The organism is Streptomyces lydicus, assembly GCF_000717345.1.
Taxonomy (GTDB): Bacteria; Actinomycetota; Actinomycetes; order Streptomycetales; family Streptomycetaceae; genus Streptomyces; species Streptomyces lydicus.
Genome location: NZ_JNZA01000050.1, coordinates 14,712 through 39,508, shown reverse-complemented (window position 1 = coordinate 39,508; position 24,797 = coordinate 14,712). Strand labels below are relative to the sequence as shown.

The window sequence follows — 24,797 nt, the reverse complement described above, 5'->3', positions numbered from 1 at the left end:
CACCAAGTGCGTACCGGCGCTGCCGCAATTCGGATGAGGGAGTGGAGGGGGCGGGGGCGCTTGCTAGCCTCACGTCTCCCTGTCCCACAACGGAGGAGACGTACGTGCGCAAGGCAGCACAGTTCGCCGGGGCGGCCGCCGTCGCCGCCATGCTGCTCAGCGGTTGCGGAAGCAGCGGCGACACCAGCAGCGACAGCAAGCCGAGCAAGACGCCGGAGGCCGCGCCGTCGACTCCGGGAGGTGCCGACAAGCCCGCGAGCCCCAACGCGATGGAGGGTGCCTGGAAGGGCGGCTCCAGCAGCAGCCCGCTGATCCTGGTGATCACCAAGGGCACCGTCGCGTTCAGCAACGGTCACAAGTCGGCCTGCCTGGGCAAGGTCCAGTCGATGGCCGGGATGACCATGGCCGCTCTCAAGTGCACGGACGGGGACACCACCCGCACCATGGGCACCCTCAAGCCCGGTGCGGACGGCAAGACCCTCACGGTCGACTGGAAGAACGGGCCCACCGAGAAGTACACCAAGTCGAGCGACGGCAGCGTGAAGATTCCCGACATGCCTGAGCTGCCGAGCGGCATGCCCAAGAGCTGACCGCCGGCCGCCGCCGGGCCCCGGCAGCACGCCGGGGCCCGGCGGGGGGCCGGCGACGCCCGTCGGCCCGGGCACAGCGAACGGCCGCCGTCCGGAACCCCCCGAGGGCTCCGGGCGGCGGCCGTTGCCGCGCCGCACCGCGGGTGCTCAGCGCACGAAGACGCCGGCCTGGCCGGCGAGGTCGAGGAAATACTGCGGCGCCAGGCCGAGGACGAGCGTGGCCGTGACACCGATGGCGATGGCAGTGGTCGTCAGCGGGCTGGGCACCGCGACGGTCGGGCCGTCCGCCTTGGGCTCGTTGAAGAACATCAGGACGATCACGCGGATGTAGAAGAACGCGGCGATGGCGGACGAGATGACACCGACCACGACCAGCCAGCCCGCACCGCTCTGCGCGGCCGCCTTGAAGACCGCGAACTTTCCGGCGAAACCGGAGGTCAGCGGGATGCCGGCGAAGGCCAGGAGGAACACCGCGAAGACCGCGGCCACCAAGGGCGAACGCCTGCCGAGTCCGGCCCACTTGGAGAGCTGGGTGGCCTCGCCGCCCGCGTCCCGCACCAGGGTGACGACGGCGAAGGCGCCGAGCGTCACGAAGGAGTAGGCGCCCAGGTAGAAGAGCACCGAGGAGACGCCGTCCTCGCTGGTGGCGATCACACCGGCGAGGATGAAACCGGCGTGGGCGATGGAGGAGTAGGCCAGCAGACGCTTGATGTCGGTCTGGGTGATGGCGACGACCGCGCCACCCAGCATGGTGAGGATCGCGACGCCCCACAACACCGGCCGCCAGTCCCAGCGCAGGCCCGGCAGGACGACGTACAGCAGCCGCAGCAGCGCGCCGAACGCGGCGACCTTGGTGGCCGCCGCCATGAAGCCGGTGACCGGGGTGGGTGCGCCTTGGTAGACGTCCGGGGTCCACATGTGGAACGGGACCGCGCCGACCTTGAACAGCAGCCCCATCAGCACCAGCGCCCCGCCGATCAGCAGCAGCGCGTCATTGCCCATCGTGCCGGCCAGCGCCGGATCGATCTGCTTGGCGCCGTCCGAGACCACCTCGGCGATCCCGGCGTACGTCACGGTCCCCGCGTAGCCGTACAGCAGGGCGACGCCGAACAGGAGGAAGGCGGAGGAGAAGGCGCCGAGGAGGAAGTACTTGACCGCGGCCTCCTGCGAGAGCAGCCGCTGGCGGCGGGCGAGCGCGCACAGGATGTACAGCGGGAGGGAGAAGACCTCCAGGGCGACGAACAGCGTCAGCAGGTCGTTGGCCGCGGGGAAGACCAGCATGCCGCCGACCGCGAAGAGCAGGATCGGGAAGACCTCGGTGGTGGTGAAACCGGCCTTCACCGCGGCTTGTTCGGCCGCTCCGCCGGGGACGGCGGCGGCCTCGGCCGCGAAGGAGTCCACCCGCTTGCCGTGCGCCGCCGGGTCGAGCCGCCGCTCGGCGAAGGTGAAGACGGCGATCAGGGAGACCAGCAGGATCGTGCCCTGCAGGAAGAGCGCGGGCCCGTCGACGGCGATCGCGCCCATCGCGGCGATGTGTGCCTTGGACGAGCCGAAGCCGCCGGCCGCCAGGCCGATCACCGCGGCGAACGCGGCGGCCAGCGCCACCAGGGACAGCAGCAGCTGGGAGTAGTAACGGGCGGCGCGCGGCACGAACGCCTCGATCAGGACGCCGATCACGGCCGCGCCGAGGACGATCAGCGTCGGTGACAGCTGGGCGTACTCGATGTGCGGCCCGGGGATCTTGCCCGGCGCCCCGGCCGCCACTGTCCACAGGCTGTGGACACTTGCCACGGAACTCACTTCGCGGCCTCCACGTCTTGATCGTTCGCGGCGTGGCCGTGCCGGCCTTCACCGGGTACGGCGTTCACCTGCACAGTGGGCTTGGGGTCCTTCTTGTCGACGACGGACAGGGTGTGCTGGACCGCCGGGTTGACGAGGTCGGTGAGCGGCTTGGGGTAGACCCCGAGGAAGAGCAGCAGCGCGATCAGCGGCGCCACCACGACCAGCTCCCGCACCCTGAGGTCGGGCATGTTCGTCACCTCGGCCTTCACCGGGCCGGTCATCGTCCGCTGGTAGAGGACGAGGACGTAGAGCGCGGCGAGGACGATGCCGAGGGTGGCGATGATGCCGATCACCGGGTATCGGGTGAACGTGCCGACCAGGACCAGGAATTCGCTGACGAACGGCGCCAGGCCGGGCAGCGACAGGGTGGCCAGACCGCCGATGAGGAACGTGCCGGCGAGGACCGGGGCGACCTTCTGGACGCCGCCGTAGTCCGCGATCAGCCGCGAGCCGCGGCGGCTGATCAGGAAGCCCGCCACCAGCATCAGCGCGGCGGTCGAGATGCCGTGGTTGACCATGTAGAGCGTGGCGCCGCCCTGGCCCTGGGACGTCATGGCGAAGATGCCCAGGATGATGAAGCCGAAGTGGGAGATCGAGGCGTAGGCGATCAGCCGCTTGATGTCCCGCTGGGCGACCGCGAGCAGCGCGCCGTAGACGATGCTGATCAGTGCGAGGACGAGGATGACGGGGGTCGCCCAGCTGCTGGCCTCCGGGAAGAGCTGGAGGCAGAAGCGGAGCATCGCGAAGGTGCCGACCTTGTCGACGACCGCGGTGATCAGTACGGCGACCGGTGAGGTCGACTCGCCCATGGCGCCGGGCAGCCAGGTGTGCAGCGGCCACAGCGGCGCCTTCACCGCGAAGGCGAAGAAGAAGCCGAGGAAGAGCAGCCGTTCGGTGCCGGTGCCGATGTTCAGCGTGCCGGCGGTGCGCGCCTCGACGATCTGCTGCAGCGAGAAGGTGCCGGTGCCGAGCTGGTCGGCGGTGACCGCGTACAGCCCGATCACCGCGGCGAGCATGATCAGGCCGCCGGCGAGGTTGTAGAGCAGGAACTTCACCGCGGCGTACGAGCGGCGGCCGGCGGCCTCCTCCTCGCCGTCCCGTCCCGCGCGGTCCCCGAAGCCGCCGATGAGGAAGTACATCGGGATCAGCATGGCTTCGAAGAAGATGTAGAAGAGGAAGACGTCGGTGGCTTCGAAGGAGAGCACCACCATCGCCTCGACGGCGAGGATCAGGGCGAAGAAGCCCTGGGTGGGCCGCCAGCGGCGGTTGGGGGTCGCCTCTTCGAGGGGGTCGGCGTCGTGCCAGCCCGCCAGGATAATGAAGGGGATCAGCAGGGTGGTGAGCGCGATCAGGGCGACCGCGATGCCGTCCACGCCGAGTTCGTAGCGCACCCCGAAGTCCCGGATCCAGGCGTGCGATTCGGTGAGTTGGAACGGGGCGCCGGCGCCGGGGTCGAAGCGGAAGGCGACCACCAGGGCCAGCGCGAAGGTGATCAGCGAGAAGAGCAGCGCGAGCCATTTGGCGGCGGTGCGCTTGGCGGCGGGCAGCGCGGCGGTGGCGATCGCGCCGACCGCCGGTACCACGGCCGTCGCCGTCAGCAGGGGAAACGACATGGCTCAGACACCCCTCATCAGCAGGGTCGCGGCGACGAGAACGGCGGCCCCGCCCAGCATCTGGACCGCGTACGAGCGGACGAAGCCGGTCTGCAACCGGCGCAGCAGGCTGGAGAGTCCGCCCATGGACGCCGCCGTGCCGTTGACCGCGCCATCCACCAGGGAGCGGTCGAGCTGGACGAGCGTGGTCGTGAGGTGGGTGCCGCCACGGACGAAGACGAGGTCGTTGAAGTCGTCCTGGAGGAGGTCGCGGCGGGCGGCGCGGGTGAGCAGCGAACCGCGCGGGGCGAGCGCCGGGACGGGTTTGCGGCCGTACATCAGCCAGGCGGTGCCGACGCCGAGGAGCAGCACGACGATGGTCGAGGCGGTGACGGTGGTGGCGCTGACCGGCGAGTGGCCGTGAGCGAACGAGGTGACCGGCTCCAGCCACGTCACGAAGCTCTCGTTGATGCTGAACAGGCCGCCCGCGAAGACGGATCCGACGGCCAGCACGATCATCGGGACCGTCATGATCTTCGGCGACTCGTGCGGGTGGGTCTCCTTCGGGTCCCAGCGCTTTTCGCCGAAGAAGGTCATCAGCATCACCCGGGTCATGTAGAACGCGGTGACCGCGGCGCCGAGGAGGGCCGCGCCGCCGAGGATCCAGCCCTCGGTGCCGCCCTTGGCGAACGCCGCCTCGATGATCTTGTCCTTGGAGAAGAAGCCGGAGAGGCCGGGGAACCCGATGATCGCCAGATAGCCGAGGCCGAAGGTGAGGAAGGTGACCGGCATGTATTTGCGGAGGCCGCCGTACTTGCGCATGTCGACCTCGTCGTTCATCCCGTGCATCACGGAACCGGCGCCGAGGAAGAGGCCCGCTTTGAAGAAGCCGTGGGTGACGAGGTGCATGATCGCGAAGGCGTAGCCGATCGGGCCGAGGCCGGCGGCCAGGACCATGTAGCCGATCTGCGACATCGTCGAGCCGGCCAGCGCCTTTTTGATGTCGTCCTTGGCGCAACCGACGATGGCACCGTAGAGGAGCGTGACCGCGCCGACCACGACGACCGCGAGCTGGGCGTCCGGTGCGGCGTTGAAGACGGCTCCGGAGCGGGTGATGAGGTAGACGCCGGCGGTGACCATGGTGGCGGCGTGGATGAGGGCGGAGACCGGGGTCGGGCCCTCCATCGCGTCACCGAGCCAGGACTGCAGCGGCACCTGGGCGGACTTGCCGCAGGCGGCCAGCAGCAGCATCAGGCCGATGGCGGTCAGCTTGCCCTCGGAGGTGGCCCCGGTGGCGGCGAGCACCGGGCCGAAGGCGAAGGTCCCGAACGTCGTGAACATCAGCATGATCGCGATGGACAGGCCCATGTCGCCGACGCGGTTGACCAGGAACGCCTTCTTGGCTGCGGTGGCCGCGCTGGGCTTGTGCTGCCAGAACCCGATGAGGAGGTACGACGCGAGGCCGACGCCCTCCCAGCCGACATACAGCAGGAGGTAGTTGTCGGCGAGGACGAGCAGCAGCATCGCCGCGAGGAAGAGGTTGAGGTAGCCGAAGAAGCGGCGGCGCCGCTCGTCGTGCTCCATGTAGCCGATCGAGTAGATGTGGATCAGCGATCCGACACCGGTGATCAGCAGGACGAAGGTCATCGACAGCTGGTCGAGCTGGAAGGCGACGTCCGCGCGGAAGCCGCCGACCGGGATCCAGCTGAACAGGTACTGGTGCATGGCCCGGTGGTCGGCGCTCCTGCCGAGCATGTCGGCGAAGAGCGCCACTCCGACGGCGAACGACGCCACCGCGAGGAGGGTGCCGATCCAGTGGCCGGTGCGGTCGAGTCGTTTGCCGCCGCACAACAGCAGGGCCGCACCGACCAGCGGTGCCGCGACGAGCAGCGCGATCAAGTTCTCCACTTTGTGCGACCCCTTACAGCTTCATCAGGCTGGCGTCGTCGACCGAGGCCGTATGACGGGTGCGGAAGATCGACACGATGATCGCCAGGCCGACCACGACCTCGGCCGCGGCGACGACCATCGTGAAGAAGGCGATGATCTGGCCGTCCAGATTGCCGTGCATCCGCGAGAAGGTGACGAAGGCGAGATTGCAGGCATTGAGCATCAGCTCGATGCACATGAACACCACGATGGCGTTCCGCCTGATCAGCACCCCGGCCGCACCGATGGTGAACAGCAGGGCGGCGAGGTAGAGGTAGTAGACCGGATTCACTTCTTGGCCTCCTCCTTGCGCTCCGTCGGCGTCGTACCGCCGGACGACGGGGGCCGGGGTTCCTCCCCGGAGGTGCGCCCCAGCCAGTCCTCGGTGCGCCGCTCCAGGGCCTTGAGTTCGGCGAGCGACTCACGGGAGACGTCGCGGATCTGACCGCGCTCGCGCAGGGTCGGGCTGACGGTCAGGTCGGACGGGGTGCCGTCGGGCAGCAGGCCCGGGATGTCGACGGCGTTGTGCCGGGCGTAGACACCCGGGGCGGGCAGCGGCGGGACCTGCTTGCCCTCGCGGACCCGCGCCTCGGACTGCTCGCGCTGCGTCCTGGCCCGCTCCGTGCGCTCCCGGTGGGTGAGCACCATCGCGCCGACGGCGGCCGTGATCAGCAGGGCGCCGGTGATTTCGAAGGCGAAGACGTACTTGGTGAAGATCAGCGCGGCCAGGCCCTGCACATTGCCGCCGGCGTTGGCCTCGCCCAGGCCGTTGAACTCCTTGAGCGAGGCGTTGCCGATGCCGGCGATCAGCAGGATGCCGAAGCCGATGCCCAGTCCGGCGGCGAGCCAGCGCTGGCCCTTGAGCGTCTCCTTGAGGGAGTCCGCGGCCGTGACGCCGACCAGCATGACGACGAAGAGGAACAGCATCATGATCGCGCCGGTGTAGACGACGATCTGGACGACGCCGAGGAAGTACGCCCCGTTGGCCAGGTAGAAGACCGCCAGGACGATCATGGTGCCGGCCAGCGAGAGGGCGCTGTGCACGGCCCGCTTCATCAGGACCGTGCACAGCGCGCCGATGACGGCGACCGTGCCCAGGAGCCAGAACTGGACGGCCTCACCGGTGGAGGCCGCGGCGGCGAGGGTGCTCATCGCTCGGTCACCTCCCGCGCCGCGGGCTCGGCCGGACCGGTCGTCGCGGCGGCCTCCTGCGGCTCCGCGCCCTTGGAGGCCGGCTCCTGACGGACCGTCCCCGGGGCGGCCTCGGTGATCAGCCCGTTGTAGTAGTCCTTCTCCGTCATGCCGGGGTAGATCGCGTGCGGCGAGTCGACCATCGTCTCCGTCAGCCCGACGAGCAGCTCTTCCTTGGTGTAGATGAGCGAGGCGCGGGACCGGTCGGCGAGTTCGTACTCATTGGTCATGGTCAGCGCACGGGTCGGGCACGCCTCGACGCACAGGCCGCACAGGATGCAGCGCAGGTAGTTGATCTGGTAGACGCGGCCGTACCGCTCGCCCGGGGAGTAGCGCTCCTCGTCGGTGTTGTCCGCGCCTTCGACGTAGATCGCGTCCGCCGGACAGGCCCAGGCGCACAGCTCGCAGCCGATGCACTTCTCCAGCCCGTCCGGATGGCGGTTGAGCTGATGGCGGCCGTGGAAACGCGGCGCCGTCGGCTTCTTCTCCTCCGGATACTGCTCGGTCAGCCGCTTCTTGAACATGGCCTTGAAGGTCACGCCGAAGCCGGCCACGGGGTTCTGGAACTCAGGCACCGTCGCCCCCCTTTCCGTCGGTCTCATTTTCGTCACTGACAGTGTCCACCCGACCACTGACAATCAACTCCCGGTCCCGGCGCGGCCGTCGGCGCGGCACCGGCGGCAGGCTCTGTCCGGGCAGCGGCGGTACGGGGAAACCGCCGGCCATCGGGTCGAACTCCCCGTCGCCGTCCGTCTCCTCGGCCACCTCACCGCGCCGGAAGAAGTCCACGACGAGGGAGATCAGCAGCAGCGCCACCGCGCCGCCGGCGACATACAGCACGATCTGGGAGAAGTTGTAGCCCTCGTTCTTCAGCGCCCGGACGGTGGCGACGAGCATCAGCCAGACCATCGAGACGGGGATGAGGACCTTCCAGCCCAGCTTCATGAACTGGTCGTAGCGCACCCGTGGGAGCGTGCCGCGCAGCCAGATGAAGAAGAACAGCAGCAGCTGCACCTTGATGACGAACCACAGCAGCGGCCACCACCCGTGGTTGGCGCCCTCCCAGAACGTGGAGACGGGCCAGGGGGCCTTCCAGCCGCCCAGGAAGAGGGTGACCGCGACCGCCGAGACGGTGACCATGTTGATGTACTCGGCGAGCATGAACATCGCGAACTTGATCGACGAGTACTCGGTGTTGAAGCCGCCGACGAGGTCGCCCTCGGACTCCGGCATGTCGAACGGCGCGCGGTTGGTCTCGCCCACCATCGCGACGATGTAGATGATGAACGACACCGGGAGCAGCAGCACGTACCAGCGGTCCTGCTGCGCCTCCACGATGGTCGACGTCGACATCGACCCGGAGTACAGGAACACCGCCGCGAACGACATGCCCATCGCGATCTCGTACGAGATCATCTGCGCGCACGACCGCAGGCCGCCGAGCAGTGGGTACGTCGAGCCGGAGGACCAGCCCGCCAGCACGATGCCGTAGATGCCGACCGAGGCCGTCGCCAGGATGTAGAGGATGCCGATCGGCAGGTCGGTCAGCTGCATCGGGGTGCGGACGCCGAAGATCGACACCTCGTTGTCGGCCGGCCCGAAGGGGATCACCGCGACCGCCATGAAGGCCGGGATGGCCGCCACGACCGGCGCGAGGATGTACACCGCCTTGTCGGCCCGCTTGACGATCAGGTCTTCCTTCAGCATCAGCTTGATGCCGTCGGCCAGCGACTGCAGCATCCCCCAGGGGCCGTGCCTGTTGGGGCCGATGCGCAGCTGCATCCAGGCGACGACCTTGCGCTCCCAGACGATCGAGAACAGCACCGTCAGCATCAGGAACGCGAAGCAGAAGACCGCCTTGATGACGACCAGCCACCACGGGTCGCGGCCGAACATCGACAGGTCCTCCTGGGCCAGCGCGGTCGGCGCGGCGGCCAGGTGAGCGAGCTGCATCATTCGTCCACCTCCTTGGCCGGCTCCGGTGTGCCCGGGACGGCGGAGATCTTCACCAGGTCACCGGGGAGCGCCCCGGTGTCGGCGGCGACGCCACCGCCCGTGGAATTGAGCGGCAGCCACACCACCCGGTCGGGCATCGGCGTGACCTGCAGCGGCAGGTGGACCGCGCCGGACGGCCCGATGACCGCCAGCAGGTCACCGTCCTTCACGCCGGTCTCCTCCGCGGTGGCCCGGGACAGCCGGGCGACGGCGGCGTGCCGGGTGCCGGCCAGCGCCTCGTCGCCTTCCTGGAGCAGCCCCTGGTCCAGCAGGAGCCGGTGGCCGGCGAGTACCGCCTCGCCGGTGTCCGGGCGCGGCAGCGGACGGCCCGTCTCCAGGGGCCCGCCGGCGTACGCGCCGTCCCAGCTGCCGAGCCGGTCCATCTCGTGGCGTACGGAGCGGAGGTCCGGCAGCCCCAGGTGGACGTCCATGGCGTCGGCGAGCATCTGCAGGACCCGGGAGTCGGGCTGAAGGTGCCGTCGGGTCATCTGGTCCGGCTTGAGCGCCGCCTCGAACATCCGCGCCCGGCCCTCCCAGTTGAGGAACGTGCCGGCCTTCTCGACGACGGCCGCCACCGGGAGGACCACGTCCGCCCGCTCGGTGACCTGCGAGGGCCGCAGCTCCAGGCTGACCAGGAAGCCGACCTCCTCCAGGGCGGTCAGCGCCCGGGCCGGGTCCGGGAGGTCGGCGACCTCGACGCCGGCCACCAGGAGCGCGCCGAGTTCACCGGTCGCCGCAGCCTCGATGATCTGGCCGGTGTCACGGCCGTGCCGGTGCGGCAGCGCGGCCACGCCCCAGGCGGCGGCGACCTCGTCGCGGGCCCTGGGATCGGTGGCCGGCCGGCCACCGGGCAGCAGGCCGGGCAGCGCGCCCGCCTCGACGGCGCCCCGTTCGCCCGCCCGCCGGGGGATCCACACCAGGCGGGCACCGGTGGCGGTGGCGGCGCGGACCGCGGCGGTCAGTGCGCCGGGCACCGCCGCCAGCCGCTCACCGACGACGATCACCGCGCCGTCCGCGCGCAGCGCCTCGGCCGCGGCCTGCCCCTCGCCGTCCAGGCCGACCCCGCCGGCCAGCGCGTCCAGCCATTCCGTTTCCGTACCGGGGGCGGCCGGGAGCAGCGTGCCGCCGGTCTTGATCAGGCCGCGTGAGGCGTAACCGGCCAGCCCGTAGGTGCGCTGCCCGTGCTTGCGGTGCGCCTTGCGCAGCCGCAGGAAGACGCCCGGCGCCTCCTCCTCCGCCTCGATGCCGGCCAGCAGCACGGCCGGCGCCTGCTCCAGGGCGGTGTACGTGACGCCCCCGGCCTCCGGGGAGCCCCCGTCTCCGCCGAGGTCCCGGCCGCGGCCGGCGACCCTGGCCGCCAGGAAGTCGGCCTCCTCGGCGCTGTGCACCCGCGCCCGGAAGTCGATGTCGTTGGTGTGCAGCGCGATCCGGGCGAACTTGGCGTAGGCGTAGGCGTCCTCGACGGTCAGCCGGCCCCCGGTCAGCACGCCGGTGCGGCCCCGGGCCGCGGTCAGCCCGCGGGCCGCCGCCGCCAGCGCCTCCGGCCAGCTCGCCGGCTGGAGTTCACCGGTCTCCCGGTCGCGTACCAGCGGGTGCTCCAGCCGGTCGCGCTGCTGCGCGTAGCGGAAGGCGAAGCGCCCCTTGTCGCAGATCCACTCCTCGTTGACCTCGGGGTCGTTGGCGGCCAGCCGCCGCATGACCTTGCCGCGCCGGTGGTCCGTACGGGTCGCGCAGCCGCCCGCGCAGTGCTCGCACACCGACGGCGAGGAGACCAGGTCGAACGGGCGGGAGCGGAAGCGGTACGCGGCGGAGGTGAGCGCGCCCACCGGGCAGATCTGGATGGTGTTGCCGGAGAAGTACGACTCGAAGGGGTCGCCCTCTCCGGTGCCGACCTGTTGGAGGGCGCCGCGCTCGACCAGCTCGATCATCGGGTCGCCGGCGATCTGGTTGCTGAAGCGGGTGCAGCGCGCGCACAGCACGCAGCGCTCGCGGTCCAGCAGCACCTGCGTGGAGATCGGCACCGGCTTGGCGAAGGTGCGCTTCTTGCCCTCGAAGCGCGACTCCGGGTCGCCGACCTGCATCGCCTGGTTCTGGAGCGGGCACTCGCCGCCCTTGTCGCAGACCGGGCAATCCAGCGGGTGGTTGATCAGCAGCAGCTCCATCACCCCGCGCTGGGCCTTCTCGGCCACCGGGGAGGTCAGCTGCGACTTGACGACCATGCCGTCGGTGCAGGTGATGGTGCACGAGGCCATCGGCTTGCGCTGGCCCTCGACCTCGACGATGCACTGCCGGCAGGCGCCCGCCGGGTCCAGCAGCGGGTGGTCGCAGAAGCGCGGGATCTCGATGCCGAGGAGTTCGGCGGCGCGGATGACCAGCGTCCCCTTGGGGACGGAGATCTCGATGCCGTCGATGGTCAGGGTGACGAGGTCCTCCGGGGGGACCGCGGCGGAGCCGCTGTTCGACCCCGTTGTGGTGACGGTCATGCGTTCACCCCCAGGTGAGCGTCGTTGTCGGCCCACAGGGTCGACCTGGCGGGGTCGAAGGGGCAGCCCTTGCCGGTGAGGTGCTGCTCGTACTCCTCGCGGAAGTACTGGAGCGAGGAGAAGATCGGCGAGGCGGCGCCGTCACCGAGGGCGCAGAAGGACTTGCCGTTGATGTTGTCGGCGATGTCGTTCAGCTTGTCGAGGTCGGCCGGCACGCCCTTGCCGGCCTCGATGTCGCGGAGCAACTGCACCAGCCAGTACGTCCCTTCGCGGCAGGGCGTGCACTTGCCGCAGGACTCGTGGGCGTAGAACTCGGTCCAGCGGGTGACCGCGCGTACGACGCAGGTGGTCTCGTCGAAGCACTGCAGCGCCTTGGTGCCGAGCATCGAACCGGCCGCGCCGACGCCCTCGTAGTCCAGGGGGACGTCGAGGTGCTCGTCGGTGAACATCGGCGTCGAGGAGCCGCCCGGCGTCCAGAACTTCAGCCGGTGGCCGCGGCGCATGCCGCCGCTCATGTCGAGCAGCTGGCGCAGCGTGATGCCCAACGGGGCCTCGTACTGGCCGGGGTTGGCGACGTGGCCGCTGAGCGAGTACAGCGTGAAGCCCGGGGACTTCTCGCTGCCCATCGACCTGAACCAGTCCTTGCCCTTGTTCAGGATCGCGGGAACCGACGCGATGGATTCGACGTTGTTGACGACAGTGGGGCAGGCGTAGAGGCCGGCCACCGCGGGGAAGGGAGGACGCAGCCTGGGCTGTCCGCGACGGCCCTCCAGGGAATCGAGCAGCGCGGTTTCCTCACCGCAGATGTACGCGCCGGCGCCCGCGTGCACGATCACGTCCAGGTCGAGTCCCGAGCCGAGGATGTTCTTCCCGAGGAAGCCCGCCGCGTACGCCTCGCGCACGGCTTCGTGCAGCCGGCGCAGGACGGGTACGACCTCACCGCGCAGGTAGATGAAGGCGTGGTTCGACCGGATCGCATGGCAGGCGATCACGATGCCCTCGATGAGGGAGTGCGGGTTGGCGAAGAGGAGCGGGATGTCCTTGCAGGTCCCGGGCTCCGATTCGTCCGCGTTGACCACCAGATAGTGCGGCTTGCCGTCGCCCTGGGGGATGAACTGCCACTTCATCCCGGTGGGGAAGCCCGCGCCGCCGCGGCCGCGCAGCCCGGAGTCCTTGACGTAGGCGATGACGTCGTCAGGGGGCATCGCGAGCGCCTTGCGCAGGCCCTCGTAGCCCTCGTGCCGGCGGTACGTCTCCAGGGTCCAGGATTCCGGCTGGTCCCAGAAGGCGGACAGGACTGGTGCGAGGAGCTTTTCGGGGCTCGCCTCTCCCCCGGCCTGCGGCCGGGAGGCGCCCCCGTAATCGGCTGCCACGGTCATCACTCCCCCTCCTCTGCGGTGGGCCCGGCCGGGTGCTGGTCGTCGGAGGCCGAGGTTTCCTGCGGGGCATCGTGCGAACTGGGGTGTCCCGGGGGTGCCTGTTCGCCGGGGTGGCCGCTGGGCGGCTCCTCGGCGGGGCCCGCGGTGCGGGGCGAGACGACGTGACCGGCGCCGCGTCCGGGGGCCACCTCCCCCTTGGCCAGGCGCAGCCCGATCAGGGAGGCGGGGCCGGCGCTGCCGGTGGCCTCGACGGCGCCGGGGCGCTCGTCGGGGAAACCGGCGAGCATCCGCGCGGTCTCCTTGAAGGTGCACAGCGGGGCGCCGCGGGTGGGCTCGACGGTCCGGCCCGCGCGCAGGTCGTCGACCAGCTGCCGGGCGGACTCCGGCGTCTGGTTGTCGAAGAACTCCCAGTTGACCATCACGACGGGGGCGAAGTCGCAGGCCGCGTTGCACTCGATGTGTTCGAGGCTGACGGCGCCGTCCTCGGTGGTCTCGCCGTTGCCGACGCCGAGGTGCTCCTTGAGCTCCTCGAAGATGGCGTCACCGCCCATCACCGCGCACAGCGTGTTGGTGCAGACCCCGACCTGGTAGTCCCCGCCGGCCTTGCGGCGGTACATGGAGTAGAAGGTCGAGACGGCGGTGACCTCGGCGGTGGTGAGGTCGAGCTGTTCGGCGCAGAAGCGGATGCCGGTGCGGGTGACGTGCCCTTCCTCGGCCTGTACGAGGTGCAGCAGCGGCAGCAGCGCCGAGCGCGGGCCGGGGTAGCGGGCGATCACCTCCTTGGCGTCCGCCTCCAGCCGGGCCCGAACCTCGGCCGGGTAGTCGGGGGCCGGGAGCGCGGGCATCCCCAAGCTGGTCGGGGGTTCGGGGGTTTGGCCCCGGGAAGACACAGTGGTCACCGGTCGACGCCTCCCATCACGGGGTCGATGGACGCGACGGCCACGATCACGTCGGCGACCTGGCCGCCTTCGCACATCGCCGCCATGGCCTGCAGGTTGGTGAAGGACGGGTCGCGGAAGTGCACCCGGTAGGGGCGGGTGCCGCCGTCGCTGACCGCGTGCACGCCCAGCTCGCCCTTGGGGGACTCGACGGCCGCGTACGCCTGGCCGGGCGGGACCCGGAAGCCCTCGGTCACCAGCTTGAAGTGGTGGATCAGGGCCTCCATCGAAGTGCCCATGATCTTCTTGATGTGGTCGAGGGAGTTGCCCAGGCCGTCCGGGCCGAGGGCCAGCTGTGCGGGCCAGGCGATCTTCTTGTCCGCGACCATCACCGGGCCCGGCTCCAGCCGGTCCAGGCACTGCTCGACGATCCGCAGCGACTGGCGCATCTCCTCCAGCCGGATCAGGAACCGGCCGTAGGAGTCGCAGGTGTCCGCGGTCGGGATGTCGAACTCGTAGTCCTCGTAGCCGCAGTACGGCTGGGACTTGCGCAGGTCGTGCGGCAGGCCCGCGGAGCGCACGATCGGCCCGGTGGCGCCGGTGGCCATGCAGCCGGCCAGGTCGAGGTAGCCGATGCCCTCCATGCGTCCCTTGAACACGGGGTTGCCGGTGGCGAGCTTGTCGTACTCGGGAAGGTTCTTGCGCATCTTCTTGACGAAGGCGCGCACCTGGTCGACGGCGCCCGGGGGCAGGTCCTGGGCCAGGCCGCCGGGGCGGATGTAGGCGTGGTTCATCCGCAGGCCGGTGATCAGCTCGTAGATGTCCAGGATCAGTTCGCGGTCCCGGAAGCCGTAGATCATGATCGTGGTGGCGCCCAGCTCCATGCCGCCGGTGGCGATGGCGACGAGGTGCGACGACAGCCGGTTGAGCTCCATCAGCATCACGCGGATGACCGAGGCGCGGTCGGGGATGTCGCCGGTGATGCCGAGGAGCTTCTCCACGGCCAGGCAGTAGGCCGTCTCGTTGAAGAAGGGGGTGAGGTAATCCATCCTCGTCACGAACGTGGTGCCCTGCGTCCAGGTCCGGAATTCGAGGTTCTTCTCGATGCCGGTGTGCAGGTAGCCGATGCCGCAGCGGGCCTCGGTGACGGTCTCCCCGTCGATCTCCAGGATCAGCCGGAGCACGCCGTGCGTGGAGGGGTGCTGCGGCCCCATGTTGACGATGATCCGCTCGTCGTCGGACTTCACGGCCGACGCCGCGATCTCGTCCCAGTCCCCGCCCGAGACGTTGTAGACCGTCCCCTCGGTCGTCTCGCGGGCGAGGGACTCGGCCGTGTCGAAGTCGCTCGCGGTGTGGTGGCCCGCCGAGGAGTGGGAGTGCGGTGCAGTAGTCATCAGCTGTACGACCTCCGCTGGTCGGGAGCCGGGATCTGGGCGCCCTTGTACTCGACGGGGATGCCGCCGAGCGGGTAGTCCTTGCGCTGCGGGAAGCCCTGCCAGTCGTCGGGCATCATGATCCGGGTCAGCGCAGGATGGCCGTCGAAGATCAGGCCGAAGAAGTCGTAGGTCTCGCGCTCGTGCCAGTCGTTGGTCGGGTAGACGTCGACGAGCGAGGGGATGTGCGGGTCGGCGTCGGGGGCGGAGACCTCCAGCCGGATCAGCCGGTTGTGGGTGATCGAGCGCAGGTGGTAGACGGCGTGCAGCTCGCGGCCCTTGTCGCCGGGGAAGTGCACCCCGCTGACGCCGGTACACAGCTCGAAGCGCAGCGCCGGGTCGTCGCGCAGGATCCTGGCGACGACCGGCAGGTGCTCCCGCTCGATGTGGAAGGTCAGCTCGCCGCGGTCGACGACGGTCTTGTCGATCACGTTCTCGGGGATCAGCCCCTGCTCGTCGAGGGCGCCCTCCAGCTCGTCGGCGATCTCGTCGAACGCGCCGAAGCCTTCCTCACCACCGCCCGGCCCGCCGTACGGCCGCTGCGACGCGCCGGGCAGCCGGACGGTCCGTACGAGGCCGCCGTAGCCGGTGGTGTCGCCGCCGTTGTTGGCGCCGAACATCCCGCGGCGGGTGGCGATCACCTCGCCGGTGTCGTCGCGCTGCGCCGGGAAGGCGTCCTCGGTGCCGTTCGGCCCGGGGCCTTCGGGGTTCTTCCGCTCAGTCACCGCAGCAGCCCCTTCATGTCGATCAGCGGGAGCGCCTTGAGCGCCGCTTCCTCCGCCTCGCGGGCGGCCTGCTGCTGATTGACCCCGAGCTTGGTGTGCTGGATCTTGTCGTGCAGCTTGAGGATGGCGTCCATCAGCATCTCGGGACGCGGCGGGCAGCCCGGCAGATAGATGTCGACGGGCACGATGTGGTCGACGCCCTGGACGATCGCGTAGTTGTTGAACATTCCGCCCGAGGACGCACAAACCCCCATGGAGATCACCCACTTGGGGTTCGGCATCTGGTCGTAGACCTGCCGCAGGACGGGGGCCATCTTCTGGCTCACCCGGCCGGCCACGATCATCAGGTCCGCCTGGCGCGGTGAGCCGCGGAAGACCTCCATGCCGAAGCGGGCCAGGTCGTAGCGCCCGGCGCCGGTCGTCATCATCTCGATCGCGCAGCAGGCCAGCCCGAAGGTCGCCGGGAAGACCGAGGATTTGCGCACCCACCCCGCGGCCTGTTCGACGGTGGTCAGCAGAAAGCCGCTGGGCAGCTTCTCTTCAAGTCCCATGGGTGGCCCCTAGTCCCATTCCAGGCCGCCACGACGCCAGACATAGGCGTAGGCGACGAAGACGGTGAGCGCGAAGAGGAGCATCTCGACGAGCCCGAAAAGCCCCAGGGCGTCGAAGGTGACGGCCCAGGGATAGAGGAAGACGATCTCGATGTCGAAGACGATGAAGAGCATCGCCGTCAGGTAGTACTTGATCGGGAAGCGACCGCCTCCGGCCGGTGTCGGCGTCGGTTCGATTCCGCACTCGTACGCCTCGAGCTTGGCCCGGTTGTAGCGCCTGGGCCCGACGAGGGCGGCCATGACGACGGAGAAGATCGCAAAGCCTGCCCCGAGAGCTCCCAGTACGAGGATGGGCGCGTAAGCGTTCACCGTCCTCGCTCCCTTCAGTCGACGATGACTGGATGGCGGTCCGCTCGGGCCCTTTGAATCGCCCCGTAGAGATCGTGCATATGTGAGGCAGTTCACAAGCCCGAGCCGACTGCATCTTATGCCCGCCGGTCTGTGATCTGCGACACGGGGGTGAACAACGCCTTTGTGATCTCCACCACCCGGCGAAGGATCATGAAGTCGGATGAGCGGTGATCTTCATACGTGAAGCACGCGAGTGATCACGAGAGGTGACAATTTCCTGGGTTGCCGCTGGTCAGGCGCGTTTGGCCAATATCAACTGGTCGGCCCGACAGGCAAATTGGTGTTGGACTCCCCCAACTGCTATAGGGGCGGCGGCCGTCGGCGTGACCCGCTCGTGACCCGGCCGTGATCGTCGGTACGTGCCCCCGTTCACGAGCGAGCCGCGGCGTCGGGTCACGGGAACATAACGGACACTCAAGAGTGACCTATCCCACGCGATTTAGGGGGCTAAGTCCTTGACGCCCGGGAAGCCTTGGCGTGGCGCGTGAAGAAGTGGTAAGCGCCTTGTGAGCCCGCACTGAGCAGCAAATGCCGTGCGTAGGAACATGATCGCGAAATACGGACATCCCGCCGTCGGCTCGGCCGGCGACCAAAAGTCCCTTTTGTTCGTCGCGTACGCGTCAAGTGTGGCGCACTGCACCTTTCTTGGCAGCAACCTCGGGCTCCTGATAGCCGTTATTGCCATGTCCCCGAACGCACTCATACCCAGCCACCGGAAGCCCCGCCGTCCTTCCGCGTCCTCCCGGGCGCTGCGCGCGGGCGTGACCGGTGGCTTCCTCACTCTCGCGGTCACCGGCGCCACCGTGCCGGCCAACGCCGCGGAAAAGCCCGTCTCCGAAACGCAGGAGATGCCGACGATCACGACGGCGCTGGCCACCAGCGCCGCCCGGAGCGCCGACACCGCCGAGCAGGTCGCGTTCAACTACGAGCGGCAGGCGCTCCAGGACACCGCTCTCTCGCAGGCCGCCAAGGCCGCCGAGAAGCACAAGGCCGAGGCCGTGAAGAAGGCCAAGGCCGAGGCCAAGAAGAAGGCCGAGGAGGCGCGCAAGGCCAAGGAGGCCGCGCAGGCCCGGGCTTCGCGCTCCGCCGAGCGGACCACCCTGTCCGCCCCGTCGTCCGCCACCGGCTCCACCGCCACGCTCGTCGCCTTCCTCAAGGCCCAGCTCGGCAAGGCGTACGTGCTCGGCTCCAGCGGCCCCTCGTCGTACGACTGCTCCGGCCTGACCCAGGCCGCGTTCAGCCAGATCGGCATCGACCTGCCGCGCGTCTCGCAGGACCAGTCCACCGCGGGCACCCAGGTCGGCCTGGACAACCTCCAGGTCGGCGACCTCCTCTACTGGGGCAGCGCGGGCAGCGCCTACCACGTCGGCGTCTACGTCGGTAACGGCAACTTCATCGGCGCCCAGAACCCCAGCACCGGCATCGTCGAGCGTCCGCTCAGCTACGACATGCCGACCGGCGCGGTGCGCGTCCTGTAGGACCCCCGCCTCTTCGGTTCCGCACGAAGGACCGCCCTCCCGCCGCCCGGGAGCGGCGGTCCTTCGCCGTATCCGGCCCGTACGCCGGCAGATTCGCGCCGTACGGCGCCACGATCGAGCCAGGTAGCGGCCCCGGGACCGCTCCGGGAGCTACCGACGCCCCCTGCGCGCCGTTGCACCTCTCGCCATGTGCCGCACCCACCCCCCGTGGGCGCCGTGCGGCATCCGTAGAGAGAGGGACCCGCGCACCGATGAACCACCGACGCACCGCCTCCCGCCTCGTCAGCCGGGCCGCGACGGCCGCCGCCCTGGCCACCGCCCTCGGACTGGGCGCCACCGCCGCCGCGACCGCCGCCGTCCCGGCCGTCCCGCCGCCCGCCGCCACCGCGCCGGCCACCGGCAGCGACCACGACGGGGGCTGGCACCAGGACGGGTTGGCGCTGAGCGCCGCCGACAACAAGACGGTGGACGCGTTCGTCGCGCGCGCCCGCCGCGCCGAGCGTGCCATCAGCCCCCAGGTCCGCACCGCCGCGGTCATCAGCCACGCCGCCCTGATCGGCTTCGACCAGCGGCTGAAGTCGCCGGACTCGCTCAAGCGCAAGGTCGCCACCAAGCTGCGGGAGAATCCCGGGCAGACCGCGGACCAGGCGCTCGGTACCGTCAACGACGCGGTGCGCTTCACCCTCCAGTGGCCCGCGGGGAAGTACAGCAAGGGCGTCACCACCGCGTCCGGGCTGCTGGCCGTGTGGGGCAACGACTCCACCCGCTGGTCCAACACCTGGACCCGCCCCGGCTACAAGGGCATCAACGCCGCGTGGCGCGCGCCCCGTTCCGGCCAGCTCTTCGAGGTCCAGTTCCACACCCCGGAGAGCAAGCGGGCCCAGCTGGAGACGCACAAGCTCTACGAGGAGCAGCGGCTGCCCGGCACCTCGCCCGAGAGGGTGCGGGAACTCCAGGCGCAGCAGGACGCGATCTTCGCGGCCGTACCGGTGCCTCCGGGTGCCGAGCAGCTGACCGCCCCCGCCCGGCGGCTGCCCGCACCGGACCCGGCGCGCCGGCTGCCGGCACCGGCGTCGGCGCCCGGGAGCGTCTCGTAGCTCCCTCCCCCGGGAAACGCCGGGGCCGGGCGCGGGACACGCGCCCGGCTCCGGCCGGCCCACGGAACGGATCCGGCTGTTACCAGCCCGCTCCCGCCGGCTGCCTGGTGGTCGCGTTGAGCCGGTTGAAGAGGTTGGTGACGCCGATCGTGAGGATGATCGCCGCCAGCTGCTGCTCGTCGAAGTGGTCGGCGGCCTCGTCCCAGACGGCGTCCGGCACCGGGTCGGAGCTGTCCGCGAGGCGGGTGGACGCCTCGGTCAGCGCGAGGGCGGCGCGCTCGGCGTCCGAGAAGTACGGCGCCTCCCGCCAGGCCGCCACCGCGAACAGCTTGTCGTCGCTGACGCCCGCCTTACGGGCGTTCTTGACGCCGCCGTCGACGCAGTAGCTGCAGCCGTTGATCTGGCTGGCCCGCAGGTGCACCAGCTCCAGCGTCTCCTCCGGCACCCCGGCCTTCCGCGTGGCCTTGACCACGTCGAGAAGCGGCTGCATGGCCTCGGGAAGGACCACCGCGGGGTTCTTCATACGTGCTTCCATCACTGCTCTCCTCATCAGGATCTCGTCGTTACCGCACTGACGGATCCCGGCCGGAGAGTGTGACGGGACGGGCCGATATTTTTTTCCGGCGGCGGCCGGGCCGGGCGTCGGGCCACCCCGGCCGGCGCCGGCCGGGCGTCACGAGCGGGGCGCCACCTTGCTCAGCCCGTTGATGATCCGGTCCATCGCGTCGCCGCCCGTGGGGTCGGTGAGGTTGGCGAGCATCTTGAGGGTGAAGCGCATCAGCAGCGGGTGGGTCAGGCCGCGCTGGGTGGCGATCTGCATGACCTTGGGGTTGCCGATCAGCTTCACGAAGGCGCGGCCCAGCGAGTAGTAGCCCCCGTAGGTGTCCTTGAGGATCTTCGGGTAGCGCTGCAGGGCCAGCTCGCGCTGGGCGTACGTGGCGCGGGCGTGCGCCTGCACGATGACCTCGGCGGCGATCGCGCCGGACTCCATCGCGTAGGCGATGCCCTCACCGTTGAACGGGTTGACCAGGCCGCCCGCGTCACCGACCAGCAGCAGGCCCCTGGTGTAGTGCGGCTGGCGGTTGAAGGCCATCGGCAGCGCGGCACCGCGGATCGGCCCGGTCATGTTCTCCGGCGTGTAGCCCCAGTCCTCCGGCATGGACGCGCACCACGCCTTGAGGATCTCGCGCCAGTCCAGCTCCCGGAACGCGGAGCTGGAGTTGAGGATGCCGAGGCCGACGTTGCTCGTGCCGTCGCCCATGCCGAAGATCCATCCGTAGCCCGGCAGCAGCCGGTCCTGGGCGCCGCGCCGGTCCCACAACTCCAGCCAGGACTCCAGGTAGTCGTCGTCGTGCCGGGGCGAGGTGAAGTACGTACGGACCGCGACGCCCATGGGCCGGTCCTCGCGGCGGTGCAGCCCCATCGCCAGCGACAGCCGGGTGGAGTTGCCGTCCGCGGCGACGACGAGCGGGGCGTGGAAGGTGACCGGGGTCTTCTCCTCGCCGAGCTTGGCGTGCACACCGGTGATCCGGCCGGTCAGCTCGTCGATGACGGGCGCGCCCACGTTGCAGCGCTCGTACAGCCGCGCACCGGCCTTCTGCGCCTGCCGGGCCAGCTGCTCGTCGAAGTCGTCACGCTTGCGGACGAGACCGTAGTCCGGGAAGGAGGCCAGTTCCGGCCAGTCCAGTTGGAGCCGGGAGCCGCCGCCGATGATCCGCAGGCCCTTGTTGCGCAGCCAGCCGGCTTCCTCGGAGATGTCGATGCCCATCGCGACCAGCTGCTTGGTCGCGCGCGGCGTGAGGCCGTCGCCGCAGACCTTCTCGCGCGGAAACGCGGTCTTCTCCAGAAGGAGGACGTCCAGACCGGACTTGGCGAGGTGGTAGGCGGTCGCCGAACCGGCCGGGCCGGCGCCGACGACGATCACGTCCGCGGTGCGCTCCGAGGAGGCGGTCGTCCCGGAACCGGCCTGCGAGCCGGTCACCGACGCGGGTTCGGACTCGGATGCGGACTCGGACGCAGACGCGGACTCGGTCACGGCGTGGACTCCCGGAAGTCGATATCTGGATATCAGGGTGCCGACCGGCACCGGGCATGTGCAGTCTATGGGGGCCTTGGTGATCAGAACCTGAAGGGTTGTCCCATGAAGACCGCGAAGCCTGCGACCGCACCCCCCGCGCTGCCCGCCGTCGAACTGCGGGTCCCCACCGACGAGGACGCCCTGAACTGGCACCGGGTCTTCAACGACCCCGAGGTGATGGAGTTCTTCGGCGGCTCCCCCGCCGAACTCTCGGTCTACGAGGAGCTCACCGCGCGCCAGCGCCGGCACCACGCGGAGCTGGGCTTCTGCCTGTACACCCTGGTGGACCCGGCGGACGGTGCGGTCATCGGCTTCACCGGCGCCCAGCCGTGGCCGCGGGACTGGGGCCCGGTCGGTGAGATCGAGATCGGCTGGCGGCTGGGCCGGGCGTACTGGGGCCGCGGGTACGCCTCCGCCGCGGCGGAGGCGGCGCTGGCGTCCGTACGGGCGGCGGGCGTCCGCCACGTCGTCGCGGTGGTGGACGCCCGCAACGAACGGTCGATGGCGGTGACCCGGCGCCTGGGCATGCGGCGGGCCGAGACGGTGCTCCCCCCTGGGCAGAACCGGACGGCTTACTGCCACCGGCTGGAGCTGTGAGCGGGCCGGCCGTGCCGTAGGGGTGCGGGAGCGGGGGCGGCCCGGTCAGTCCACGTCCGTGGCGCTCACCGACCAGGTGGCCAGCGCCGTGCTGAAGACCTGGTCGTTGTCCGGGTCGTACAGCGCCTCCAGGCACTCGTAATAGATGCTGTACTCGGTCCCGTCGGCGGCGACATACGCCTGGTCGACGGCGTGCACGGTGTCCCCCGCGTCATTGACGTAGGTGAACTCCCAGCGGGCCGCCGGGCGGTCCTGGAAGGTGTTCTTCCGCATCTCCACCCGCTGGTAGTCGACCCGCTTCCTGGCGCCCTTCTCCATGCTGAGGAAGTTGTCGTACGACGACTGCGGCGTGTTGGCGATGACGCCGATGCGCAGGTACTGCTCGCCGACGGGCGCCTTGTAGTCGGTCTGGGTGCCCTTCGGCGAGCGCTCCCAGTCGCGCCGCACGGCGAGCGAGAAGCCGTTGGGGTCGTACTTCTGGACGAAGCCGGCGGGCAGGGCGGCTTCCGGGCCGCCGGTCGGGCCGCCGCTCGGGTTCCCGCTCGGAGCGCCGGTCGGGTTCCCGCTCGGGTCGAGGGTCGGGTTTCCGCTCGCGGTGGCCGTGGGGGAGGCCGCCACCGACGGGCCGGGGCCGGGCGCCCCCGTGGTGGCCCCGGACGGCTTGTCGGCCCGGTCGGCACGGTGACTGCTGCCGCCGTGGTCCTTGACGTACAGCGCACCGGCGGTGGCGCCACCGCCGACCAGGAACGCGGCCAGCCCGATCGCCACCCACTTCAGCACGCGGCGCGGGGGCCGGGCCGGCTCCTCGGCCGGGGCGAGCGGGGGGACCGGGGCCGGGGCGGGCGGCGTGACGTCCGGGACCAGCGCCGGGAGATCCGGGGCAGTGGGGGTCGCCGGGACGGGCGGCACCACCGGGGTGTCGTACGCGACGGGCGGGGTGTCGTACGCGGCGGCCGGCGGAACGGCAGGTGCGGCGTACGGGGCCGGCGGAACGGCCGACGTGGCCGGCCCACTGCCGCGCCCCACCATCCGCAGCAGATACGGCATGACCAGCACCGCGCCGAAGGTCCACAGCAACGCGAACAGCAGCGTCTCCGCACCGCTCGCGCCCAACTCGCCGTGCGCCCCGGCGACATGGCCGCCGTACGCCCCTCCGTAGCCACCGCCGAACCCGGAACCGTACGCGTCGCCGGACCCGGGCCCGTACCCACCGCCGCTGCCGCCGCCGTCACGGAACACCGCCGTCGCGCTCACCCCCGCGGCCGGCACCAGCAGCATCAGCGACACGACGAAGAAGCCCGCGGCCAGCAGCTGTTCGCGGCGCTCGGCGCTGCGCCGTACGGCCAGGAAGCCCACCAGCAGCGCACCCACCACGCCGCCGACGATCACCCCGAACAGCACCCAGCCGCCGCCCAGGTGCCCCAGTTCGCCGTACCCGAGCGACTCACGCCCGGAGGAGGTGCCGATGAACGGGACACCGGGGAGGTTCCACTCGGCCGTCACCGGCGCGCCCCAGGCCGCCGCGAGCGCCAGCGCGCCGATGTTGGGCAGCAGCACCAGCATCGCGACGATCGCCCCGCCGTCGAGGTCCTGCTTCTCCGTGGCGAGCACCGCCACCACCGTGACCACACCGGCCAGCGTCACGACGACCAGCAGTGCCAGCAGCGCGGTCCGCAGTGCCCCCACCGCGGCCCGCCATCCCGGCCGGGCGGCGAGCCAGGCCCCCGCCCCGCCACGCCCCACCGCCGCGCCGCACACCACCGCCGACAGCAGGAAGGACCACAGCAGCGTGCGGAACGGCGCGGACGACAACTCGACCCCGTCGTAGGAGGGTTGCGCCAGCAGCCCGAGAACGAAGGCGCCGGCGCCGCACAGCACGGCGACCCGCAGCACGGCCTCGAGTACGGCAGTCCCCGCGCCGGGCCCCGCACCCGTCGCACCTGCCGCGGCCGCCGGGCGCGCCTGCGCCGGGGAGCCCGGGCGCACCGCCACGAACCGCCGGGCCGCGAACGCCAGCACGCCCGCCCATGCCGCCGTGACCAGCAGCGGCACCAGCGACAGTGTCACCTCGCCGGCGAGCCCTTCGCCGAACGCCTCCAGCGACGCCGACGCGTTCCCCGAGAGGCTGACCCCACCGCCGACCCCCTGGAGCAGCATCGCCAGCGCGATCCGCATCCGTACGCCCCAGCCGAGCCCGCCCGAGTGCGCCTTGTCCGCGAGGAACAGCGCCGCGACGGAGGCGAGCACCAGCAGCAGCGCGGTCGGCCCGGCAGCGACCTTCAGCGCCGCGCCCCAGTCGCCCTTCGCCGTACGGGAGAGCAGCGCACCCACGGGCGAGGCCGGAGGCTGCACCGGCAGGGTGGGCGGCTGCGCCGGGGGTGGTGGCGCCCCGTCCGCCACGGCCGGGCCGGCCGGCTGCCGCTCCCGTCCACAGCCCATGCAGAAACGCGCCTCGGGCGGCGAGGAAGAACCACAGTCCGGGCAGAACGACGACAAGGCGGGCTCCGGAGGATCAAGGGCAGTGCGAACGGCTGCCGCGGATGAACGTA

Annotated in this window: 21 protein-coding genes; 4 read left to right on the top strand and 17 right to left on the bottom strand. The window is 70.6% G+C overall.

Going from position 1 to position 24,797, the window contains the following annotated elements; translation table 11 throughout:
• Positions 1-104: 104 nt before the first annotated feature.
• Positions 105-590 (top strand): hypothetical protein, encoded by a 486-nt coding sequence (locus OO62_RS33190; protein WP_033271405.1) that lies wholly within the window; start codon positions 105-107, stop codon positions 588-590.
• Between the two features lie 147 nt (positions 591-737).
• On the opposite strand, the gene nuoN is transcribed toward OO62_RS33190, so the two are convergent.
• The 14 genes from nuoN to OO62_RS33120 are packed head-to-tail and all read right to left on the bottom strand — an operon-like array spanning position 738 to position 16,957.
• Positions 738-2,390, bottom strand: a complete 1,653-nt coding sequence (nuoN, locus tag OO62_RS33185) for an NADH-quinone oxidoreductase subunit NuoN (protein WP_033271404.1) — start codon at positions 2,388-2,390, stop codon at positions 738-740.
• Positions 2,387-4,045 carry an NADH-quinone oxidoreductase subunit M gene (locus OO62_RS33180; RefSeq protein ID WP_033271403.1) on the bottom strand — a complete coding sequence of 553 codons (1,659 nt, stop codon included), beginning with the start codon at positions 4,043-4,045 and terminating at the stop codon, positions 2,387-2,389. The genes nuoN and OO62_RS33180 overlap by 4 nt, the downstream gene beginning before the upstream one ends.
• A gap of 3 nt (positions 4,046-4,048) precedes the next feature.
• Entirely contained in the window at positions 4,049-5,932 is a 1,884-nt protein-coding gene (gene nuoL, locus OO62_RS33175; protein ID WP_033271402.1) for an NADH-quinone oxidoreductase subunit L, read from the bottom strand.
• Between the two features lie 13 nt (positions 5,933-5,945).
• A complete protein-coding gene (gene nuoK, locus OO62_RS33170; RefSeq protein ID WP_018090964.1) occupies positions 5,946-6,245 on the bottom strand; it encodes an NADH-quinone oxidoreductase subunit NuoK in 300 nt (99 codons plus the stop codon).
• On the bottom strand, positions 6,242-7,105 hold the full coding sequence (locus OO62_RS33165; RefSeq protein ID WP_033271401.1) for an NADH-quinone oxidoreductase subunit J: 864 nt from the start codon (positions 7,103-7,105) through the stop codon (positions 6,242-6,244). The genes nuoK and OO62_RS33165 overlap by 4 nt, the downstream gene beginning before the upstream one ends.
• Positions 7,102-7,719 carry an NADH-quinone oxidoreductase subunit NuoI gene (gene nuoI / locus OO62_RS33160; RefSeq protein ID WP_180290054.1) on the bottom strand — a complete coding sequence of 206 codons (618 nt, stop codon included), beginning with the start codon at positions 7,717-7,719 and terminating at the stop codon, positions 7,102-7,104. Before nuoI ends, OO62_RS33165 begins: the two co-directional genes overlap by 4 nt.
• Positions 7,712-9,100, bottom strand: a complete 1,389-nt coding sequence (gene nuoH / locus OO62_RS33155) for an NADH-quinone oxidoreductase subunit NuoH (protein ID WP_033271399.1) — start codon at positions 9,098-9,100, stop codon at positions 7,712-7,714. Before nuoH ends, nuoI begins: the two co-directional genes overlap by 8 nt.
• The gene (locus OO62_RS33150) at positions 9,097-11,622 is read right to left on the bottom strand and encodes an NADH-quinone oxidoreductase subunit G (protein WP_033271398.1); all 2,526 of its coding nucleotides are present in this window, start codon (positions 11,620-11,622) and stop codon (positions 9,097-9,099) included. Before OO62_RS33150 ends, nuoH begins: the two co-directional genes overlap by 4 nt.
• On the bottom strand, positions 11,619-13,001 hold the full coding sequence (gene nuoF, locus OO62_RS33145; protein WP_033271397.1) for an NADH-quinone oxidoreductase subunit NuoF: 1,383 nt from the start codon (positions 12,999-13,001) through the stop codon (positions 11,619-11,621). Before nuoF ends, OO62_RS33150 begins: the two co-directional genes overlap by 4 nt.
• Positions 13,001-13,846, bottom strand: coding sequence for an NADH-quinone oxidoreductase subunit NuoE (nuoE, locus tag OO62_RS33140; protein ID WP_051733817.1), 846 nt, complete (start codon positions 13,844-13,846; stop codon positions 13,001-13,003). The genes nuoF and nuoE overlap by 1 nt, the downstream gene beginning before the upstream one ends.
• A 50-nt stretch (positions 13,847-13,896) precedes the next feature.
• Complete coding sequence (locus OO62_RS33135) at positions 13,897-15,273, bottom strand: NADH-quinone oxidoreductase subunit D (protein ID WP_033271395.1); 1,377 nt, start codon at positions 15,271-15,273, stop codon at positions 13,897-13,899.
• Positions 15,273-16,037, bottom strand: coding sequence for an NADH-quinone oxidoreductase subunit C (locus OO62_RS33130; RefSeq protein ID WP_033271394.1), 765 nt, complete (start codon positions 16,035-16,037; stop codon positions 15,273-15,275). Before OO62_RS33130 ends, OO62_RS33135 begins: the two co-directional genes overlap by 1 nt.
• A complete protein-coding gene (locus tag OO62_RS33125; RefSeq protein WP_033271393.1) occupies positions 16,034-16,588 on the bottom strand; it encodes a NuoB/complex I 20 kDa subunit family protein in 555 nt (184 codons plus the stop codon). Before OO62_RS33125 ends, OO62_RS33130 begins: the two co-directional genes overlap by 4 nt.
• Before the next feature lie 9 nt (positions 16,589-16,597).
• Entirely contained in the window at positions 16,598-16,957 is a 360-nt protein-coding gene (locus OO62_RS33120) for an NADH-quinone oxidoreductase subunit A (protein WP_033271392.1), read from the bottom strand.
• A gap of 725 nt (positions 16,958-17,682) precedes the next feature.
• Here OO62_RS33120 and OO62_RS33115 point away from each other — a divergent pair.
• Positions 17,683-18,477 carry a C40 family peptidase gene (locus OO62_RS33115; RefSeq protein WP_033271391.1) on the top strand — a complete coding sequence of 265 codons (795 nt, stop codon included), beginning with the start codon at positions 17,683-17,685 and terminating at the stop codon, positions 18,475-18,477.
• 251 nt (positions 18,478-18,728) lie between these two features.
• Positions 18,729-19,574, top strand: coding sequence for an ATP nucleotide 3'-pyrophosphokinase (locus tag OO62_RS33110; protein WP_033271390.1), 846 nt, complete (start codon positions 18,729-18,731; stop codon positions 19,572-19,574).
• 79 nt (positions 19,575-19,653) lie between these two features.
• Here the strand turns inward: OO62_RS33110 and OO62_RS33105 are convergent, their stop codons facing one another.
• A complete protein-coding gene (locus tag OO62_RS33105; RefSeq protein WP_033271389.1) occupies positions 19,654-20,109 on the bottom strand; it encodes a carboxymuconolactone decarboxylase family protein in 456 nt (151 codons plus the stop codon).
• A 138-nt stretch (positions 20,110-20,247) separates the two neighbouring features.
• Positions 20,248-21,555, bottom strand: coding sequence for a geranylgeranyl reductase family protein (locus OO62_RS33100; RefSeq protein ID WP_051733818.1), 1,308 nt, complete (start codon positions 21,553-21,555; stop codon positions 20,248-20,250).
• A 159-nt stretch (positions 21,556-21,714) separates the two neighbouring features.
• Between OO62_RS33100 and OO62_RS33095 the strand changes: the two genes are divergently transcribed.
• Positions 21,715-22,248 (top strand): GNAT family N-acetyltransferase, encoded by a 534-nt coding sequence (locus tag OO62_RS33095; protein ID WP_033271388.1) that lies wholly within the window; start codon positions 21,715-21,717, stop codon positions 22,246-22,248.
• A gap of 45 nt (positions 22,249-22,293) precedes the next feature.
• On the opposite strand, the gene OO62_RS33090 is transcribed toward OO62_RS33095, so the two are convergent.
• Positions 22,294-24,687, bottom strand: coding sequence for a PT domain-containing protein (locus OO62_RS33090; protein WP_129322980.1), 2,394 nt, complete (start codon positions 24,685-24,687; stop codon positions 22,294-22,296).
• Positions 24,688-24,797: the final 110 nt, after the last annotated feature.

Excerpts from the sequence above, each read along its gene's own strand:
- OO62_RS33115 (WP_033271391.1), top strand. The coding sequence starts at position 17,683 with ATGTCCCCGAACGCACTCATACCCAGCCACCGGAAGCCCCGCCGTCCT.
- nuoH (WP_033271399.1), bottom strand. The coding sequence starts at position 9,100 with ATGATGCAGCTCGCTCACCTGGCCGCCGCGCCGACCGCGCTGGCCCAG.
- nuoF (WP_033271397.1), bottom strand. The coding sequence starts at position 13,001 with ATGACCGTGGCAGCCGATTACGGGGGCGCCTCCCGGCCGCAGGCCGGG.
- OO62_RS33110 (WP_033271390.1), top strand. The coding sequence starts at position 18,729 with ATGAACCACCGACGCACCGCCTCCCGCCTCGTCAGCCGGGCCGCGACG.
- OO62_RS33095 (WP_033271388.1), top strand. The coding sequence starts at position 21,715 with ATGAAGACCGCGAAGCCTGCGACCGCACCCCCCGCGCTGCCCGCCGTC.
- OO62_RS33105 (WP_033271389.1), bottom strand. The coding sequence starts at position 20,109 with ATGGAAGCACGTATGAAGAACCCCGCGGTGGTCCTTCCCGAGGCCATG.
- OO62_RS33180 (WP_033271403.1), bottom strand. The coding sequence starts at position 4,045 with ATGTCGTTTCCCCTGCTGACGGCGACGGCCGTGGTACCGGCGGTCGGC.
- OO62_RS33150 (WP_033271398.1), bottom strand. The coding sequence starts at position 11,622 with ATGACCGTCACCACAACGGGGTCGAACAGCGGCTCCGCCGCGGTCCCC.
- OO62_RS33165 (WP_033271401.1), bottom strand. The coding sequence starts at position 7,105 with ATGAGCACCCTCGCCGCCGCGGCCTCCACCGGTGAGGCCGTCCAGTTC.
- OO62_RS33125 (WP_033271393.1), bottom strand. The coding sequence starts at position 16,588 with ATGGGACTTGAAGAGAAGCTGCCCAGCGGCTTTCTGCTGACCACCGTC.
- OO62_RS33135 (WP_033271395.1), bottom strand. The coding sequence starts at position 15,273 with ATGACTACTGCACCGCACTCCCACTCCTCGGCGGGCCACCACACCGCG.
- OO62_RS33090 (WP_129322980.1), bottom strand. The coding sequence starts at position 24,687 with ATGGGCTGTGGACGGGAGCGGCAGCCGGCCGGCCCGGCCGTGGCGGAC.
- nuoE (WP_051733817.1), bottom strand. The coding sequence starts at position 13,846 with ATGCCCGCGCTCCCGGCCCCCGACTACCCGGCCGAGGTTCGGGCCCGG.